Origin of the sequence: Denitrificimonas halotolerans, from assembly GCF_034259425.1 — a bacterium.
Classification (GTDB): domain Bacteria; phylum Pseudomonadota; class Gammaproteobacteria; order Pseudomonadales; family Pseudomonadaceae; genus Denitrificimonas; species Denitrificimonas halotolerans.
In genome coordinates, this window is record NZ_JAXIVU010000022.1 from 1 (window position 1) to 18,917 (window position 18,917).

At 46.6% G+C, this 18,917-nt stretch carries 16 protein-coding genes; 3 read left to right on the forward strand and 13 right to left on the reverse strand.

Annotated elements, in window-relative coordinates; all coding sequences use genetic code 11:
- Nucleotides 1-94: 94 nt before the first annotated feature.
- From TOI97_RS11740 to secA, 3 genes are all read right to left on the reverse strand, one after another.
- Entirely contained in the window at nt 95-1,072 is a 978-nt protein-coding gene (locus tag TOI97_RS11740) for a Nudix family hydrolase (protein ID WP_321554321.1), read from the reverse strand.
- A 10-nt stretch (nt 1,073-1,082) separates the two neighbouring features.
- Nucleotides 1,083-2,300, reverse strand: a complete 1,218-nt coding sequence (gene argJ / locus TOI97_RS11745) for a bifunctional glutamate N-acetyltransferase/amino-acid acetyltransferase ArgJ (RefSeq protein ID WP_321554322.1) — start codon at nt 2,298-2,300, stop codon at nt 1,083-1,085.
- Between the two features lie 120 nt (nt 2,301-2,420).
- The gene (gene secA / locus TOI97_RS11750) at nt 2,421-5,156 is read right to left on the reverse strand and encodes a preprotein translocase subunit SecA (protein WP_321554353.1); all 2,736 of its coding nucleotides are present in this window, start codon (nt 5,154-5,156) and stop codon (nt 2,421-2,423) included.
- Nucleotides 5,157-5,438: 282 nt separating this feature from the next.
- Here secA and TOI97_RS11755 point away from each other — a divergent pair, with 282 nt between their 5' ends.
- On the forward strand, nt 5,439-5,891 hold the full coding sequence (locus TOI97_RS11755) for a DUF721 domain-containing protein (RefSeq protein ID WP_321554323.1): 453 nt from the start codon (nt 5,439-5,441) through the stop codon (nt 5,889-5,891).
- Between the two features lie 9 nt (nt 5,892-5,900).
- Here TOI97_RS11755 and TOI97_RS11760 read toward each other — a convergent pair whose 3' ends face one another.
- Nucleotides 5,901-6,458 (reverse strand): hypoxanthine-guanine phosphoribosyltransferase, encoded by a 558-nt coding sequence (locus tag TOI97_RS11760; RefSeq protein ID WP_321554324.1) that lies wholly within the window; start codon nt 6,456-6,458, stop codon nt 5,901-5,903.
- Nucleotides 6,459-6,602: 144 nt separating this feature from the next.
- Between TOI97_RS11760 and upp the strand changes: the two genes are divergently transcribed.
- Together upp and TOI97_RS11770 are read left to right on the forward strand one after the other, a co-directional pair.
- Nucleotides 6,603-7,241, forward strand: coding sequence for a uracil phosphoribosyltransferase (gene upp, locus TOI97_RS11765; protein ID WP_321554325.1), 639 nt, complete (start codon nt 6,603-6,605; stop codon nt 7,239-7,241).
- A gap of 3 nt (nt 7,242-7,244) precedes the next feature.
- Nucleotides 7,245-8,525, forward strand: coding sequence for a uracil-xanthine permease family protein (locus tag TOI97_RS11770; protein WP_321554326.1), 1,281 nt, complete (start codon nt 7,245-7,247; stop codon nt 8,523-8,525).
- A 54-nt stretch (nt 8,526-8,579) separates the two neighbouring features.
- Here the strand turns inward: TOI97_RS11770 and lpxC are convergent, their stop codons facing one another.
- From lpxC to murD, 9 genes are all read right to left on the reverse strand, one after another.
- Nucleotides 8,580-9,491 (reverse strand): UDP-3-O-acyl-N-acetylglucosamine deacetylase, encoded by a 912-nt coding sequence (gene lpxC / locus TOI97_RS11775; protein ID WP_321554327.1) that lies wholly within the window; start codon nt 9,489-9,491, stop codon nt 8,580-8,582.
- A gap of 103 nt (nt 9,492-9,594) precedes the next feature.
- Complete coding sequence (gene ftsZ, locus TOI97_RS11780) at nt 9,595-10,782, reverse strand: cell division protein FtsZ (RefSeq protein WP_321554328.1); 1,188 nt, start codon at nt 10,780-10,782, stop codon at nt 9,595-9,597.
- A gap of 52 nt (nt 10,783-10,834) precedes the next feature.
- The gene (gene ftsA / locus TOI97_RS11785) at nt 10,835-12,079 is read right to left on the reverse strand and encodes a cell division protein FtsA (protein ID WP_321554329.1); all 1,245 of its coding nucleotides are present in this window, start codon (nt 12,077-12,079) and stop codon (nt 10,835-10,837) included.
- A gap of 14 nt (nt 12,080-12,093) precedes the next feature.
- Nucleotides 12,094-12,924 (reverse strand): cell division protein FtsQ/DivIB, encoded by an 831-nt coding sequence (locus TOI97_RS11790; protein WP_321554330.1) that lies wholly within the window; start codon nt 12,922-12,924, stop codon nt 12,094-12,096.
- 4 nt (nt 12,925-12,928) lie between these two features.
- Complete coding sequence (locus tag TOI97_RS11795) at nt 12,929-13,855, reverse strand: D-alanine--D-alanine ligase (protein ID WP_321554331.1); 927 nt, start codon at nt 13,853-13,855, stop codon at nt 12,929-12,931.
- Complete coding sequence (gene murC / locus TOI97_RS11800) at nt 13,852-15,273, reverse strand: UDP-N-acetylmuramate--L-alanine ligase (RefSeq protein ID WP_321554354.1); 1,422 nt, start codon at nt 15,271-15,273, stop codon at nt 13,852-13,854. The genes TOI97_RS11795 and murC overlap by 4 nt, the downstream gene beginning before the upstream one ends.
- Nucleotides 15,274-15,298: 25 nt before the next feature.
- The gene (gene murG, locus TOI97_RS11805) at nt 15,299-16,369 is read right to left on the reverse strand and encodes an undecaprenyldiphospho-muramoylpentapeptide beta-N-acetylglucosaminyltransferase (RefSeq protein ID WP_321554332.1); all 1,071 of its coding nucleotides are present in this window, start codon (nt 16,367-16,369) and stop codon (nt 15,299-15,301) included.
- On the reverse strand, nt 16,359-17,579 hold the full coding sequence (gene ftsW / locus TOI97_RS11810; RefSeq protein ID WP_321554333.1) for a putative lipid II flippase FtsW: 1,221 nt from the start codon (nt 17,577-17,579) through the stop codon (nt 16,359-16,361). Before ftsW ends, murG begins: the two co-directional genes overlap by 11 nt.
- Nucleotides 17,576-18,916 carry a UDP-N-acetylmuramoyl-L-alanine--D-glutamate ligase gene (gene murD / locus TOI97_RS11815; protein WP_321554334.1) on the reverse strand — a complete coding sequence of 447 codons (1,341 nt, stop codon included), beginning with the start codon at nt 18,914-18,916 and terminating at the stop codon, nt 17,576-17,578. Before murD ends, ftsW begins: the two co-directional genes overlap by 4 nt.
- Nucleotide 18,917 lies beyond the last annotated feature (1 nt).

Here is an 18,917-nt window from a genome sequence, read left to right on the forward strand (position 1 = left end):
TATATAATACCAACACAACCTATACTGCAAAGACTTTAGCGGCCTATTAAGGGGTTAAGGGGCTGCTTACGCAGCCCTCGCTATCCATCCCGCACTAAAAGTACGAGGTCTTACGCGATTTTGATAACGGCTGCGGCCAAAAAGCTCTAATACCAGCCACACCCTGCCCGCCAATGCTGCGGGCTTGGTGTAAGTGATCTATATGTAAACCACCTAACAAAAACACTGGCATATTACATTCAAGCAACAACTGTTGCGCAGCGTCCCAACCTAAAGCGACAGTATTTGGATGAGTTTGTGTTGGTAAAACCGGTGATAAAGTCACGAAGTCAACTTCTAACTCGGCAGCCCATTGCAACTCTTCAGCATTATGACAAGAAGCCGCCAACATGCGCCCATGCGCGAGTGGACGCTGCTGACCTTGCAAAGCTTGCAACTGCTGTGCCGTTAAGTGCCAACCAACATCAGAAAACGCATCCTGCCAAGCCAAATCCCCTTTGAGCAATAGCTGAGCACGCCCTGCGCAAAGCCTCTGTAAGCGCGCTGCTAACGCTTTATACTCTCTTTCAGACAAATGCTCTGCACGTAGCTGCACGAGCTCACAACCCTCAACTAGAGCCTGCTCAACGCCCTCATACAGCTCCTCTATCGACAGCTGTTCAGGAGTAATCAAATAACACTTCGGCAACTGTGCTGCAGTCACAATGGTGCGATTAGCAGCGGGGAACTGATAATGCGTTAAGTCCTGAGCAGCAACCCAACGCACCGTCTGTCCTTCTGCCCCATAAGCTTGACCTGTGAAGCGCTGCACTTCATACACATCTAACAAGATATCTAGGTCAGGATAGCTGTGCCGAACCTGAATTAGGGGCTGGGGCTCATCAATAATAATCCCCAACTCCTCATACAATTCACGTGCAAGGGCCTGCACTGGGTGCTCCCCAAACTCACATTTACCTCCAGGAAACTCCCACAATCCCCCCATATGCTTGTTACTGGGACGTAACGCTAACAATATCTCCTGTTCAGCGTTACGAATAACAGCAGCCACTACATGTACAGGCTTACTCATAGATCCTCACTTAAGAGCGATACTCAGCATTAATACGCACATATTCATGAGACAAATCCGTGGTCCAAATAGTCTCTTTGCAACCCCCACGCTCTAACTCAATACGAATTAAAATTTCGTCTTGCGCCATAACTGCAGCACCTTGCTCTTCAGTGTAACTGGCAGCACGTCCACCATTGGCCACAATGCATACATCATCTAAATACACATTAACTTGCTCGGTTTGCAAATCTGACAGTCCTGCATAGCCAATAGCAGCCACAATACGTCCCCAGTTTGGATCAGAAGCAAAAACAGCAGTCTTAACCAAGGGCGAATGAGCCACTGCATAAGCAACATCCAAACATTCTTGTTGGTGTGCACCACCTTGAACTTCAATAGTGACAAACTTTGTAGCGCCTTCGCCATCACGCACAATTGCCTGTGCTAACTGCATTGCAACCTGATTAATCGCTTTACGTAATGCATCATAAAGCTCACCCTGCGGCTCCATAATAGGCGCAACTGCAGCTTTACCGGTAGCAATCAACACACAAGAGTCGTTGGTTGAGGTATCACCGTCAATAGTAATGCGGTTAAAAGACTTATTAGCAGCATCATGTAAAATATTTTGCAAAATATCCTGACTTACAGCAGCATCAGTAGCAATATAACCAAGCATGGTTGCCATATTAGGGCGGATCATTCCCGCTCCTTTACTGATTCCTGTCACAGTAATGGTGACGCCCTCGTACTCAAATTGAGTACTGGCACCTTTAGGCAATGTATCGGTGGTCATAATCCCCTCACCGGCAAGTGCCCAATTATCTTCTGCCAGGTGAGCGACTGCATCAGGTAGTGCAGCATTAATTTTATCCACAGGCAAAGGCTCACCAATCACACCGGTAGAGAAAGGCAAAACCTGCTCAACAGGGCATCCCACCAATTCTGCTAATTTCTGACATACCGCATTGGCTGTTTGCAAACCTAACTCACCCGTTGCCGCATTGGCATTTCCTGTATTGGTTACAAGATAACGAGGCTGCGACTGCATACGCTGTTTACAAAGTAAAACTGGCGCGGCACAGAAAGCGTTCTGTGTATACACTCCGGCTACCGTACTTCCTTCCGCACAGCGCATCACAACCACATCACGGCGACCCGTTTTTTTGATGCCGGCACTCGCAATACCTAGTTCAAATCCAGAAACAGGGTGTAATACTGGTAAATCACCTAAGCCAACCGCCATAACAACTCTCCCGCTAATTTAATGCGCCATGCGCGAAAAGAAACGCCGCACACAGAATCATTCTGGTGCGGCGTAAAATTATGCTACCACTACTTTACTTATCAAAGCAGCTTTACTCTATTAGCTGATACGTCCACAACAGTGTTTATACTTTTTACCCGAACCACAGGTACAGGGTTCATTACGGCCAATTTTCGGCTCGTTACGGACCGGCATTGCAACTGCTGGCTGGGGTTGTGCCTCTGCTGTTTCCTGCTCACCTTCAAACCCTGCTGCATGCTCATGTTGGAACTGCATACGTGCCGCCATTTCTTCAGCTTGTCGGCGTAAGCGTGCCTCCTCTTCTTCAGGGTCTTCTTGGCGAATCTTCACATTAGATAAAATACGAATAGAGTCACGCTTAATGGATTCGAGCAAATCACGGAACAGGTTAAACGACTCACGCTTATATTCTTGTTTCGGGTTCTTCTGCGCATAACCACGCAAATGAATACCATGACGTAGGTGATCCATTGCAGACAAGTGTTCCTTCCACAAATCATCTAGGACACGCAAAATAATTTGCTTTTCAAAATTGCGTAAACCTTCAGCACCCACCAAGTCTTCCTTCTCTTGATAAGCTGCGATAACCTGCTCACGAATACGCTCAATCAAGGTATCTTCAAACAAGGCATCATCAGCATCCAACCATGCTTGGATAGGCAGTTCGGTACCAAAACCTTCAGCAATAGCCGTTTCTAAACCGGCAATATCCCACTGTTCAGGTAACGATTGCGGTGGAATAAACTCAACAATAGTGCTGCTTAACACCTCATGCCTAAATTCAGCAACCACATCACCAACATCCTCAGATGCTAGCAAACCATTACGCATGTGATAAATCACTTTACGCTGCTCATTGGCAACATCATCGTATTCAAGCAATTGCTTACGCATATCGAAGTTACGACCTTCAACTTTACGCTGCGCTTTTTCGATGGCGTTACTCACCATACGATGCTCAATAGCCTCGCCTTCTTTCATACCCAAGGCTTTCATAAAATTTTTAACGCGATCAGAAGCAAAAATACGCATCAAACTATCTTCTAATGATAGGTAAAAACGCGTAGAACCGGGGTCACCTTGACGCCCTGAACGACCACGTAGCTGGTTATCAATACGGCGAGACTCATGACGTTCAGTCGCAATAACATGTAAACCACCAGCCTCAATCACCTGTTGGTGACGCTCCTGCCAACGCGCTTTAATATCAGCAACCTGCTCAGGGCTTGGGTTTTCTAAGCCGGCCACTTCCGCTTCCCAGCTTCCACCTAATACAATATCCGTACCACGACCGGCCATATTAGTCGCAATAGTCACCGCTCCAGGGCGACCTGCTTGAGCAATAATGTCCGCTTCTAAATCGTGATGCTTAGCGTTCAATACTTTATGCTCAATACCTTCTTGGGTCAGCACCTGAGAAATATGCTCAGAACTATCAATCGATGCGGTACCTACTAACACAGGACGCCCCTGTTCTTGGCACTCACGAATATCAGTAATAATTGCTGCGTACTTTTCAGGCTGAGTTAAAAAGACCAAATCATTAAAATCTTTGCGGGCCACCTTCCGGTGCGTTGGAATCACTGTGACATCTAGACCGTAAATCTGACGGAACTCAAATGCTTCAGTATCAGCAGTACCCGTCATGCCAGAAAGCTTTTCGTAGAGACGGAAATAATTTTGGAAGGTAGTAGAAGCTAAAGTCTGGCTTTCTGGTTGAATCGGCACACCTTCTTTGGCTTCAATGGCTTGGTGTAAACCTTCAGACAGGCGTCGGCCTGGCATGGTACGCCCCGTATGCTCATCAACTAAAATCACTTGATCATTTTGTACAATATACTCAACGTTACGGTTGAATAAAGTATGTGCACGCAAACCAGCATTGACATGAGTTAACAAACTTAGGTTACTAGATGAATACAAAGACTCATCCTCAGCCAACAGACCCAACTCAGTGAGTTTTTCTTCGATATACTGATGACCATCCTCATTGAGCTCAACCTGACGCATTTTTTCATCAATGGTGTAATGTCCCGGCTCTAACACCTCACCTTCTTCATTCTCAACCTGACGCTTCAAGGTTGGAATAATTTTATTAATTTTCTGATACAGCTCTGAGCTGTCTTCCGCTTGACCCGAGATGATCAATGGCGTGCGGGCCTCGTCAATTAAAATTGAGTCAACCTCATCAATCACAGCAAAATGCAATTCACGTTGAAACTTATCCTCTAAGCTAAATGCCATGTTGTCGCGCAAATAGTCAAAGCCGAACTCATTATTGGTTCCGTAAGTAATATCACTGGCATACGCTGCACGCTTATCGTCCGGGTCTTGGAATGGCACAACCACCCCAACGCTGAGGCCTAAAAACTCATATAAAGGGCGCATCCAATTCGCATCACGACGGGCAAGATAATCGTTCACCGTTACTACATGCACACCTTTGCCGGGTAATGCATTCAGATAAACAGCTAAGGTTGCCACTAAGGTTTTACCCTCACCTGTGCGCATTTCCGCTATTTTGCCTTCATGCAAGGCTTGCCCACCAATCAACTGCACATCAAAGTGGCGCATACCCATAATGCGCTTACCTGCTTCACGGACCACTGCAAAAGCTTCAGGCAAGAGCTTATCCAAACTTTCACCGCCCGCTAAACGCTCACGGAATTCACCGGTTTTTGCCTGTAACTGCTCATCCGATAAAGCCACCATCTGTTCTTCAAGCGCATTAATGGCATTCACCTTCTTATACATGCGTTTGATATCACGATCGTTTTTGCTTCCAAGGAGTTTTCTGAATAAAGGCGCAAACATAATTAATAACGCTTCCATTTTTGGGGGGGTGAAGGCGCGTAAGACATACAGTACTCACCCGCACAAAAAAATCATTCTACCTGTATTTCACGCTGAATAAATCAACCTTAGTCGACATCTCAGCCCATAGAGGTATTAAATCAATATCTATTAGCCCAACTGCTGTTTTATTGTGGGCTATACTCTAGTGGGTAACATTGTACTGCACTGAGCATAATTCAAGCATAGTTTGTCTAAATCTCTACTCAGCACATCTGTAACAATGGTTTTGTGAGGTTATTTATGAGCTACCGCCCAATTAAAGCGCAACAACCAACAAGCGTATTACAAAATAGCGCCTCACTACAGCGCTTAGTTACGCGTGCAAAAGCAGTGGAGCATCTACAACGTTTACTCAACCAGTTCCTACAGCCCGCTGCGCACGAACATTGCTATTTAGCCAATTACCACGCAGGAATACTGACGCTCATTGTGACCGATGGGCAGTGGGCTACTCGCTTACGTTATCAGCAAAAGCGCTTATTGAAACAACTTCAAACTTTACCTGAGTTTAATGGGGTATCACGCATTCAACTTAAAGTGCGCCCCCCTTTACAAACAGAAAAGCCCAAGCCACGCACTATAATGCTGTCTGAACAGGCAGGGCAAACCATTCAAGCCAGCGCCGAAGCCACTCAAGACCCTAGATTACGCAAGGCCTTAGAGCGCCTTGCCAAACATGCACAAAAAAACTAGACACACAGCTTACATACCTTTTACTGCATAAATACCAGCAGCATTACGCCAATACCCCTTGTAATCCATACCGTAACCAAAAATGTAACGATCTGCACAATACAAACCAAAGAAATCCGCCTTTAAGCCTGGACGTGCTTTGCGATCATGCTGTTTGTCCATTAGCACTGCTGTGTATACCTGACTTGCCCCTGAACGCTTACAAAAATCAACAATAGCAGACAAAGTGTGTCCTTCATCTAGAATATCGTCCACAATCAAAACTTCACGATCCATCAATGAAATTTCAGGTTTTGCCTTCCAAAACAGCTCACCACCACTGGTCTCATTACGATAACGACTGGCATGTAAATAAGACTGTTCTAACGGAAAAGTTAACTTCATCAGTAGTTTGCCTGAAAAAATCAAACCGCCGTTCATAACACAAAAGACCACGGGATTACTGTCCGCTAGCTGCTGATTAATCTGCTCAGCAACGCGATCAATCGCACCTTCAATCTCTTTTTCTGTAAATAAAACTTCGGCTTCATCCATCACTTTCTGGATATGTTCAAGGCTGATAGGCATCACAATCGCTCTTAATTTAAATATTTAATCCGCAAAAGGTACTGCCACAAAGAGATTAGGGCAAGTATTGGTGGCAAACTATATGCCGTTTTGTCTTAATTTCGTTTAATCTAAACGCCTATTCTCTAAACTTTGGAGCCATTCATGTCCGTCCATGAAATTCGTCACCCGCTTATTCGCCATAAACTTGGCTTAATGCGCCGCGCCGATATCAGTACAAAAAATTTCCGTGAGCTGGCCCAAGAGCTCGGCACCTTACTGACCTATGAAGCCACAAAAGATCTGGCTTTAGAAACTTATAGTATTGAAGGTTGGAGTGGCCCTGTTGAAGTCGAAAAAATTGCCGGTAAAAAAATCACTGTTGTGCCTATTTTACGCGCAGGCATTGGTATGCTTGATGGTGTTCTAAACTTGATTCCCAGCGCTAAAGTCAGTGCTGTCGGTGTAGTACGCAATGAAGACACCCTTGAGGCTCAGACTTACTTGGAAAAACTCGCACCTGACATGCCTTCACGCTTGTCATTAATCATTGACCCCATGCTAGCCACGGGTAACTCCATGATTGCGACTATCGATCTACTAAAAAAAGCAGGTTGTAAAGAAATTCGCGCTATGGTGCTAGTCGCTGCCCCTGAAGGTATTGCAGCTGTGAATGCTATACACCCTGACGTTTCTATCTACACAGCATCTATAGATCAAGGTTTAGACAGTAAAAGCTACATTGTCCCTGGACTAGGCGATGCGGGTGATAAAATCTTCGGTACCAAACAAAAGGAGAGCTAGTTTATGCTAACTCACCCTGCAGAACCGGCTTGGCGTCAAGCCTTGGCCGGCGCTCAAATGCTCTTTGTAGCCTTTGGCGCTCTAGTGCTCATGCCACTTATTACCGGCATGGATCCAAACGTTGCACTCTTTACTGCAGGCCTTGGCACCTTGGTGTTCCAGCTCGCAACTAAACGTCAAGTGCCCGTATTTGTAGCGTCTAGCTTTGCCTTTATCGCACCCATTCTGTATGCAAAAACCAACTTTGGTTTACCTGCAGTGCTCGGCGCTATTATGGCCTCTGGCATGGTGTATGTGCTGCTTAGTGCAGCAGTACACCTCAAGGGCACAGGCTTCATTGATAAAATATTGCCACCAGTAGTGATTGCTCCGGTAATCATGTGTATTGGCTTAGCTTTATCACCGGTTGCAGTTAACATGGCCATGGGTAAAACCGGAGACGGTGCTACGCAACTCGTTGCCTACCCTACGGCGATGATAATCTCTATGTCCGCATTAGTAACCACCCTCGCGGTGGCTACTTTAGGGCGCGGTCTGTTTCGACTGGTACCAATTCTTGCTGGCATTCTGGTTGGCTGCACACTGTCCATCATCCTTGGAGAGGTCAACAGCAAAGCTATTATGCAAGCACCTTGGTTTGCTCTGCCCACCTTTGTTGCGCCTGAATTCCATTTAGGTGCTATTTTGTTTATGTTACCCGTTGCCTTAGCACCAGCCATCGAACATATTGGAGGCGTGATTGCTGTAGGCAGCGTAACTGGACAAAACTATATTAAGCAGCCAGGTTTACACCGCACACTGCTTGGAGACGGTTTAGCGACAACCAGTGCTGGCATGCTTGGTGGCCCCCCCAATACCACCTATGCAGAGGTCACCGGCGCAGTCATGCTCACCAAAAACTATAACCCTATCATTATGACTTGGGCTGCATTTTTTGCTATTGCCTTAGCTTTTATTGGTAAATTTGGCGCCGCCTTACAAAGTATTCCTGTACCCGTAATGGGTGGAATTTTATGTCTACTTTTTGGCTCTATTGCTGTAGTAGGCCTGAATACTTTGATCCGTAATCAAGTAGATCTAGCCGAGCCACGCAATCTGATTATTGTCTCAGTAACCTTAGTATTTGGTATTGGCGGTATGAGCATCGGCAGCGGTGATTTCACTTTATCTGGCATTTCCTTATGCGCAGTAATTGCTCTTCTACTCAATGTGATATTACCCGGTAATAAAGGTTGGAAAAACAAGTTACCGCATGATGATGCAGACAATACGCCACAGCTTTAAAAGACAGATAAAAAAACCACCCGTACAGGGTGGTTTAAAATATATAGCATCCGCTTATACGGACGCTGCAGGACGCATATAGGAGATAGGAGCTGTGCTTGCATCTGCAAAAGTGACCACTTCCCAAGCATCAGGCTGCTCAATAAGGGTCCGAATGAGTCGATTGTTTAAAGCATGTCCGGATTTATAGCCGCGGAACTCACCGATTAAGCTTTTACCAAGTAGGTATAAATCACCAATAGCATCGAGGATTTTATGCTTAACGAACTCATCTTCATAACGCAAACCATCTTCGTTCAATACAGAGTCTTCATCAACCACGATAGCGTTATCCACGCTACCGCCTAGTGCCAGGTTATTGGTACGTAAAAACTCAATATCACGCATAAAACCAAAGGTTCGTGCGCGGCTCACTTCTTTAACAAAAGAAGTACTGGAAAAATCTACGCATGCTGTTTGTGTTCTTCCAGCAAATACAGGATGGTCGAATTCGATTTCAAAACCGACTTTAAAACCTTCAAACGGCAAGAAAGTTGCGCGTTTACCATCTTCTTCTACTGTCACTTCGCGTAGAATTCGAATGAACTCTTTGGGCGCCTCTTGCTCTTCTAATCCTGCGGATTGAATTAAAAACACAAACGGGCCAGCACTACCATCCATGATAGGCACTTCGGAAGCTGACAATTCAACATAAGCGTTATCAATTCCCAAACCAGCCATGGCAGATAACAAATGCTCAACCGTATCCACCTTTACATCGCCTTTTATAAGGGTAGTGGACATAGTGGTTTCACCCACATTTTTTGCTAGGGCAGGTATTTCGACAACTGGATCTAAGTCCATGCGACGAAATACGATACCCGTATCCACTGGTGCGGGGCGTAAGGTCAAGTAAACCTTCTCACCTGAGTGCAATCCAATACCTGTGGCACGGATAATGTTTTTTAATGTGCGTTGTCTAATCATGACTTAAGCCGCTGCTATACCGATTGAGAATAGGTTTCAATAATTCGCAGCATCTTAACAGATGCTGCGTAAATAAAGAAATCGAGCCGCAATCTATACGTGATTAATCAGCCTGACGTCGTAAGAACGCCGGAATGTCCAAGTAATCCATCTCCTCCTGATCTCTTGGCTTACTGGCTGTCGCTGCAGTACCTGCTGTGCGGCGCTGTATTACAGGGCGATCATACTGATCGTAATCCACTTCTTGACCTTCCTCTAAAGGTTTCATCTCTGGTAAAGTCGCCACAACTTTATGCGGGCCATTATCGATGATTTTCTTCACAGGCTTTTCAACACGCTCGTCTAAACCCGTAGCAACGACTGTCACATACAACTCATCACGCATATCAGGGTCAATGACAGTCCCCACCTTGACCATGGCTTCATCAGAAGCAAAATCTTCGATGATGCTACCAACTTCAGCATACTCACCTAAAGACAGATCAGGGCCTGCGGTAATATTCACCAAAATACCGCGTGCGCCATGCAGATTAACATCTTCAAGCAGCGGATTGCGGATTGCCTCTTCTGTAGCTTCACGTGCACGGTTTGGTCCGCTGGCACAGCCTGTGCCCATCATTGCCATACCCATTTCACTCATCACAGTTTTAACGTCAGCAAAGTCCACGTTAATCATACCTGGACGTTTAATGATGTCGGAAATACCACGGACAGCACCAGCTAACACATCATCGGCCTTAGCAAAAGCCGACAGTAAACTGGCATCTTTACCTAAGATCGTCAGTAATTTTTCGTTCGGAATAGTAATCAGTGAATCTACATGCTCACTTAAGGCGCGGATACCTTCGTTCGCAATCTGTAGACGACGACGCCCTTCAAAAGGGAACGGACGTGTTACCACTGCCACTGTTAAAATACCCAACTCTTTAGCTACCTGAGCAATAATTGGCGCTGCACCAGTACCTGTACCACCACCCATACCAGTGGTAATAAAAAGCATATCTGTGCCTTGCAGGACTTCTGCAATACGCTCACGGTCTTCTTCAGCAGCTTTACGACCGACTTCCGGATCAGTTCCGGCACCTAAACCTTTAGTAACATTGGTGCCCAACTGCAGCACTGTACGTGCTGTGACGTCACGCAGTGCTTGTGCGTCGGTATTGGCACAAATAAATTCCACACCTTCAATGGTATTCGCAACCATGTGATTAACAGCATTACCGCCACCACCGCCGACACCTATGACTTTAATTACAGCACTTTGCGGAGTCTGATCAACTAGCTCAAACATAGCCCTCTCCTTCCTTTATAGTTATAGTCCAGCCATTGCTGGTTTATTAATTTTATAATTGATTCTGTAACCAGCGTTTAAACCTTATAAACACAGGCTCTTTATCTTCTTGGTAATGCCCTGACCCCGGCACTATGCTGCCCTCGGTTTGTTTGCGCAGCCCATAAGCAAGCAAACCCACTGCAGTTGAATACACTGGATTATCAGCAACATCGCCCACACCTTTAATGCCTTGGGGCGTTCCTAAGCGCACCGGCATATGGAAAATCTCTTCAGCTAACTCCACCGCACCTTCTATCTTCGCGCTACCGCCGGTCAGCACAATACCAGCGGGGATCATGTCCTCATAACCACTGCGGCGCAGCTCAGCTAAAATCAAGCTAAAGAGCTCTTCATAGCGCGGCTCAACAACTTCCGCCAGTGCTTGACGCGATAGCTCACGGGGCGCACGATCACCTACGCTAGGCACCTTGATCATTTCATCTGGACCCGCCAACTTAGCTAGTGCACAGGCATAACGTACCTTAATTTCCTCCGCATATTGCGTTGGTGTACGTAATGCCATTGCAATATCGTTGGTAACTTGGTCTCCTGCAATAGGAATGACTGCAGTATGACGAATAGCACCTTCAGTAAAGATAGCGATATCGGAGGTCCCGCCGCCTATATCCACCAAACAAACACCTAACTCTTTTTCATCTTCAGTCAGCACAGCATGTGCAGATGCCAACTGCTCCAAAATCATGTCATCTATGGCTAAACCACAACGCTGTACACACTTTTCAATATTTTGTGACGCATTGATCGCACAGGTTACAACGTGCACTCGTGCTTCTAAGCGGACACCTGACATCCCTAATGGTTCACGTACTCCGCCTTGACTATCGATCACATAATCTTGAGCTAGAGTGTGGAGCACTTTTTGATCCGTCGGAATAGCGACTGCTTGTGCAGCATCCAGTACACGCTCGAGATCCGCACGACTCACTTCACGATCACGGATCGCAACAATACCGTCTGAGTTTTGACTGCGAATATGACTGCCTGCAATACCTACAAAAGCGGAATGTATGTGGCAAGATGCCATTTTCTGTGCATCTTCAAGAGCACGCTGCAATGACTGCACTGTGGACTCAATATTGATCACAACACCTTTCTTGAGGCCTCGTGTAGGGTGCGTACCTATGCCGATCACATTCAATTCGCCCTCAGGAGTGACTTCGGCGACCAAGGCCACAACTTTGGAGGTACCTATATCTAGCCCAACAATCATGTTGTGGTTATTTTCATGTGCCATTAATTCTCTCTCCTTCACTGTGCCACCACTGCTGTAGTTTCACTTTCACTCGGGGTGCGCCAAGCTACAGCTAAGCCATTGGCATAGCGCAAATCAACCCGCTCAATTTTATCAGTCAGCCCCTGCAGCTCTTTCTCATAAACCACAGCAAAACGACGTATCTTCTCAACCAAATGATCCCGCCCAAACAACAACTTCAAACCTGTCTGAGTGGTAACAAACCAACTGCCACGCTCACGCATCTCTAACTCTTTAACTGAGTACCCTAAAGGGCGTAACGCTTGACTAAACGCCAAGTACTGCTGCATTACTCGTAACTGTGTATCCTTCGGCCCGTACAACTGCGGCAAATGGCTATACGCATCAACGTCTACCGCAGTAAACAAATAGCCCTGTGTACTTAATAAAGCGTCATTCCCCCAGCGCGCGACAGGCAATTGCTCTTGAATAATAATTTGTAATTGACTCGGCCAGACCCGACTCACCTCTGCATTTGCCACCCAAGGCAATTCATCAATGGCATTACGTACCGCGGCAATATCTACCGTGAAAAAAGTTCCGGCAGTGTACGGCATGGACTGCTGTTCAATAATGCGCCGGTTCGCAACAGTTAAATCACCTAATACCCGCACCGTAGTAATTTGCGGATCAATATGTGGGCGCAGCGCCTGCCAACCACGCTCAAAATGAAGCACTACACCGAGTAAAATACCGCATAAAGCCACAAAACCGATGAGCTTCCAGTTTGGCTCAGGCAACTGCCGCGCAACCGCACGGCGCGGCTGCGTTTGGCGCGTCGCTCCTCGCTTTGCTGCAGTTTTCTTGACTCGCGGTGCTTTGCCCACAGCCTTAACCTCGCGCCTGCAATGTTCCGGCTAAAATCTTTAACACCAACCCAGTAAAGTCTAGACCAGCTGCTTGAGCAGCCATGGGCACTAAACTGTGATCCGTCATACCAGGCACAGTGTTCACTTCTAATAACCAGAAATTACCTTGCATGTCCTGCATAAAGTCAGCACGCCCCCAACCAACCACACCCAAAGCTTGGCAAGCACGCGCAGTTAAATCACGCAGCTCTGCTTCTTTGTCTGCATCCAAACCACAAGGAATTTCATATCGAGTATCGTTCGACAAATACTTCGCTTCATAATCATAAAATGCATTGTTAGTACCTAAACGAATTGGTGGTAATACCTCTTCGCCTAAGATAGCCACAGTAAATTCTGGCCCAGTAATCCACTGTTCTACTAATACTTGTGAATCAAACTGCCGCGCACCCTGCCAAGCTGCTAACAAAGCTTCTAAATCATCCACCTTAGCCATACCAATGCTAGACCCTTCGGTAGCAGGCTTAACAATCATGGGGAAACCTAGTTTTTCTGCTGCATTATGGCAGTCCTGCTCACTAGCCAAAGTTGCATGGCGAGGAGTGGGTAAACCTAAACTATGCCACACCTGTTTGGTTCGCAACTTGTCCATAGCCAACGCTGAAGCTAGAACTCCACTCCCTGTATAGGGAATACCGGCACACTCAAGCAAGCCTTGCACAGTGCCATCCTCACCACCCCGACCATGTAGCACAATAAAGGCACGATCAATCTGTTGCTCAGCTAAGCGCTGCAATAAATCAGCCCCCACATCAATGCCAAAAGCATCCACACCTGCAGCTTGTAATGCTGCCAAAACAGCAGCCCCAGATTTTAAAGAAACCTCACGCTCAGCACTGCGACCACCATACAAAACGGCAACACGTCCTAAAGCTTTAACATCGATCATGAGTGTGCCTCCTGAGCATCAATAGCAAATAATGGGTGCTTAAGTAAATTTGGTGCAATACCGCCAATATCACCAGCGCCTTGACAGAGCAAAATATCGCCAGGTTGCAATAAAGGTTTAATTAAAGGTGCAATATCAACACCACGCTCCACATAAAGGGGATCAATACGACCACGCTGTCGAATGCTATGACACAGTTGGCGACTCCCTGCTCCAGGAATTGGTTCTTCTCCGGCGGGATAAACTTCCAACATCACCAAAACACTGGTTTCTCCCAAAACTTGAACAAAGTCTTCATATAAGTCACGAGTACGACTGTATCGATGCGGTTGATAAACCATCACCAGACGACGACCTGGCCAACCATCGTGCACGGCCTTAATCACTGCAGCCACTTCACTTGGGTGATGACCATAGTCATCAACCAGCATGACGCTACCACCAGCAACGGGCAGCTCACCACAAATCTGAAAGCGACGACCAACACCTTCAAAACCTGATAGGCCCGCAATGATAGCTTCATCAGCAATACCTTCATCGGTTGCAATAGCAATGGTTGCTAGCGCATTCAGCACATTATGCTTACCTGGCATATTCACTGACACCGGTAATGGCTCGTGACCTTTACGCAACACAGTAAACGAGGTACGCATACCTTGTTGCGATATATCAACCGCACGTAAGTCAGCATCCTCGGAAAAACCGTAGGTCAGCATCGGACGTTTAACTTGCTTCGCAATGTCACGTACAGATGGATCATCCACACACAGCACCGCTAAGCCATAAAACGGCAAATTATGCAAAAAATCGACAAACGTCTTTTTTAACTTATTAAAGTCACCGCCATAAGTGCTCATATGATCGGCATCAATATTAGTAACAACCGATACCATGGGCTGTAAATGCAAGAAGCTGGCATCACTTTCATCAGCTTCAGCAATTAAATAGCAGCCAGCACCTAGCTGGGCATTGCTACCAGCAGCATTCAGGCGCCCACCAATCACAAATGTTGGATCCAACCCCGCGGCAGCAAACACTGAGGCTAGCAAACTGGTTGTCGTAGTTTTACCATGAGTACCCGCTACAGCAATGCCATGACGGTAACGCATCAGCTCAGCGAGCATTTCTGCACGTGGCACGACTGGAATACGACGCTCTAAACCACGAGCAACCTCAGGGTTGGATGGGTTAATCGCACTCGAGACCACCAATACATCGGCATTTTCAACATTCTCTGCATGGTGACCAAAGACCACTTGCACACCTAGACTTTGCAACCGTTCGGTGACTGCAGAAGGTTTTAAGTCTGAACCGGAGACTTCATAACCAAGATTACGCAAAACTTCAGCAATACCGCACATTCCAGTACCGCCAATACCAATAAAATGGATTCGACGAATACGACGCATACGGCGCATTTCAGCAGAGGTTAGTTGGAGCAAATCAACCACGCGCCACCTCCAAACATAGACTCACAACATCTTGTGTAGCTTCTGGCTGAGCTAACAAACGTGCCTGCTCGCCCATGGCTTTAATACGGTTCTTGTCCATCAATACCTCGGTTAACTGTGCAGCCAGATCATCTGCATTGGTAGTATGTTGTGGCAACAGGATGGCAGCCCCCTGCTTTGCCAAAAATTCAGCATTGCGCGTTTGATGGTCATCAATAGCATGGGGTAAAGGCACTAAAAATGAGCCTCGGCCTGTTGCCGCTAACTCACTGATAGTAAGCGCCCCTGCTCGACAAATCACTAAATCAGCCTCAGCATAAGCACCGGCCATGTCACGCATAAAAGGTACAACTTGAGCTGCAACACCGGCTTGCAAGTAACGCTCACGAGTGACCTCGTCATGGTCACGCCCCGCCTGATGCAAGACAGCAGGACGCAACTGCGGCTCAATTTTAGCTAAAGCAGCAGGCACTAATTTATTCAATGGCTCTGCACCTAAACTACCACCTACAACAAACAACCGTGTTGTTCGATCTGTCAAGCCATCCACTGTTGCAGTATTAAACAACTCTTCGCGTACGGGATTACCCGTAGTGATGCAATTCTTACGCTGTGTAAAAGTGTTTGGGAAAGCTTCACAAATGCGCGTGGCAAACTTAGCTAAGATACGATTTGCCGTACCCGCCACGGCATTTTGCTCATGAATCACCAAAGGGATCGAGGCAATTTTTGCAGCCAAACCACCAGGTCCCGTGACATAACCACCAAAGCCGAGTACACAAACTGGTTTCAGCTCACGCATCAAACGCTGAGCCTGCAATAAAGACCCTAACATTTTAAAAGGTGCAGCAAGCAATGAGCCCACGCCTTTACCGCGCACACCGCTGATATTCAAAGTATGTAAAGTATACCCAGCAGTCGGTACCAGCTCGTTTTCAATGCCGCGACCTGCACCAAGCCAATGCACTTGGTAACCGCGCTGAGTAAAGACTTGAGCACAAGCTAATGCTGGAAAAACGTGTCCACCCGTACCTGCGGCCATAATTAAAATATTACCCGGCATTGCGCACTCCTTTAGCGATAGCAGCAATCTGTGCCTTACTTAACGAATTAGCAGAAGGTAACTGAGTCCGCCGTTCCCACTCAATGCGCAATAAAATTGCCAAACTGACACAACACACAACTAAAGAGCTTCCACCATAACTGATAAAAGGCAAAGTCAACCCTTTAGTAGGAAGCAACCCAGTATTTACACCAAGATTAATCACAACCTGTGCAATCCAAAGCAACGCCAGCCCATAAGCCACATAAGCTGAGTAATACTGCTTTGCCTGCTCAGCCCACACTCCAATAAATAAAGCTCGAATGCTCACAAAAGTGAATAAAGCGAGAGTCGTTAATGCACCGACCATCCCGAGTTCTTCAGCTAAAACTGAAAATACAAAATCTGTATGTGCTTCGGGTAGAAAAAACTGTTTTTGGATACTGTTACCCAATCCCAACCCAAGCCACTCACCTCGGCCAAAACCAATTAAAGCCTGAGTTAATTGATAACCAGAGCCATATTGATCTTCCCAAGGATTCGTAAAACTGGTTAAACGGGCTAAGTGATAACCTTCTAAACCTACAAACTGCACCATCATCAGCGCTAATAAGCCTAATAGCGGTAATGACAGCGCAAGACGCACACCACCTAGGTACAGCATTACCACCACAGTCCCAAACATGACCACCGCGGCACCGTAATCTGGCTCTTTAATCAGCAGGCCTGCCATCAATACAGCTAAAATCAATGGCTTTAACAGGCCGCGTAAACGTTGCTTCACTTCTGCTTGACGACGTACTAAAAAGCCCGCTAGAAAAATCACCATAAACAACTTAGCTAGCTCAGATGGCTGCACGTTAATTGGCCCCATTCCAATCCAGCGCATTGAACCATTGACCTCACGCCCAATTCCCGGAATCAACACTAGAATGAGAGCAATAAAGGCACTGACCAACAGCCAACCACTGTAACGCTTCCAAGTTGACATCGGAACCAACAAGGTGATGCCACCTGCTATTAAAGCAATCACGATATAAATCATGTGCCGAATAAAATAATAGAAAGTGTTACCCGTATTTGTATCAGCAACAGCCGAAGAGGCTGAAGCAATCATCACCAATCCAATGCCCATCAGCAAAAAACAAGCTGACAACATGGGGAAGTCAATATCAATTTGATTGTTATGACGCCACGGTGACGGCTGCGATAGCAAATCACGAATTTTCATAGCAAGCGCTCCACCGCTTGAACAAATTGTTCACCACGCTCTTCAAAGTTTTTAAACATATCTAAACTAGCGCAAGCTGGCGCAAGCAGTACACTATCCCCCGGCTGTGCTAACAGCGCTGCTTGCTGCACCGCCTCACCTATAGTGCTCACCCGCTCAATAAGTGTTACAGCGGATAAGGCTTGCGCTATACGCTCACCATCTTGTCCAAGCACAATCACTGCACGACAGTATTGCGTGACTGGTGCGACTAAACTCTTAAACTCAGCTCCTTTGCCATCACCACCTGCAATCAATATCAGTTTGCCTAAGTGATCTGCGCCCAAACCTTCAATTGCAGCTAACGCAGCTCCTACGTTCGTGGCTTTGGAATCGTTGTACCAGTCCACTTCATTCACCTGACGTACCCACTGGCAACGGTGCGCTAAACCTGGGAAGTTGCGCAACGCTGCCAACATCGCGGACATAGGCAACGCCATAGATGTGCCGAGCGCCAGCGCAGCGAGGGCGTTGGCATAATTATGGCTACCACGAATTTTCAAATCACTAACAGGCAGCAAAAGCTCATGGCCATAGGCTAAGTGCAGCTCACCATCACTCTCACGCAAACCAAAAGCTCCAACTGTTGGTTCACTTAAGCCAAAACTGATGACATCCTCTGTAACAATCTGAGGGTGTGAAGCTGGATCATCACGGTTGATCACAACCGACTGAGCACCAGTAAAAATTCTCTGTTTAGCGGCAATATAACCATCTAAACCCTCGTAACGGTCCATATGGTCTTCACTGATATTCAAACAAACCGCAACATGAGCCTTGAGATGCGAAGTTGTTTCCAACTGAAAGCTGGATAGCTCCATCACATACACATCAACCGCATCGTCTAACAACTCCAATGCTGGAATACCTAAATTGCCGCCAATGGCAACATTTAAACCTGCCGCAGTAAACATCGCCCCTACGAGCGTAGTCACTGTGCTTTTCGCATTGGATCCAGTTATTGCCACTATAGGTGCGCGGGCATACTGAGCAAATAAATCAATATCACCAGATACAGCTACGCCTTGACGCATGGCTGTTGCTATGGCTGGCGTACTTAAAGCCAAACCTGGACTGACATACAGCGTTTGTGCAGCACTTAATAAGTCAGCAGATAAAGGCCCACAATGCACTTCCACTTCAGGAAACTCTTGCTGCAAAGTACTTAAGCCTGGCGGTGCCACACGACTATCAGCCACAGTGAAACTCTGTCCTTGCTGCGCTAAAAAACGTACCAAGGACAAGCCACTTTTGCCCAGGCCGACAACGACCTGTTGCTGCTGACTTTTTTTCTGCACT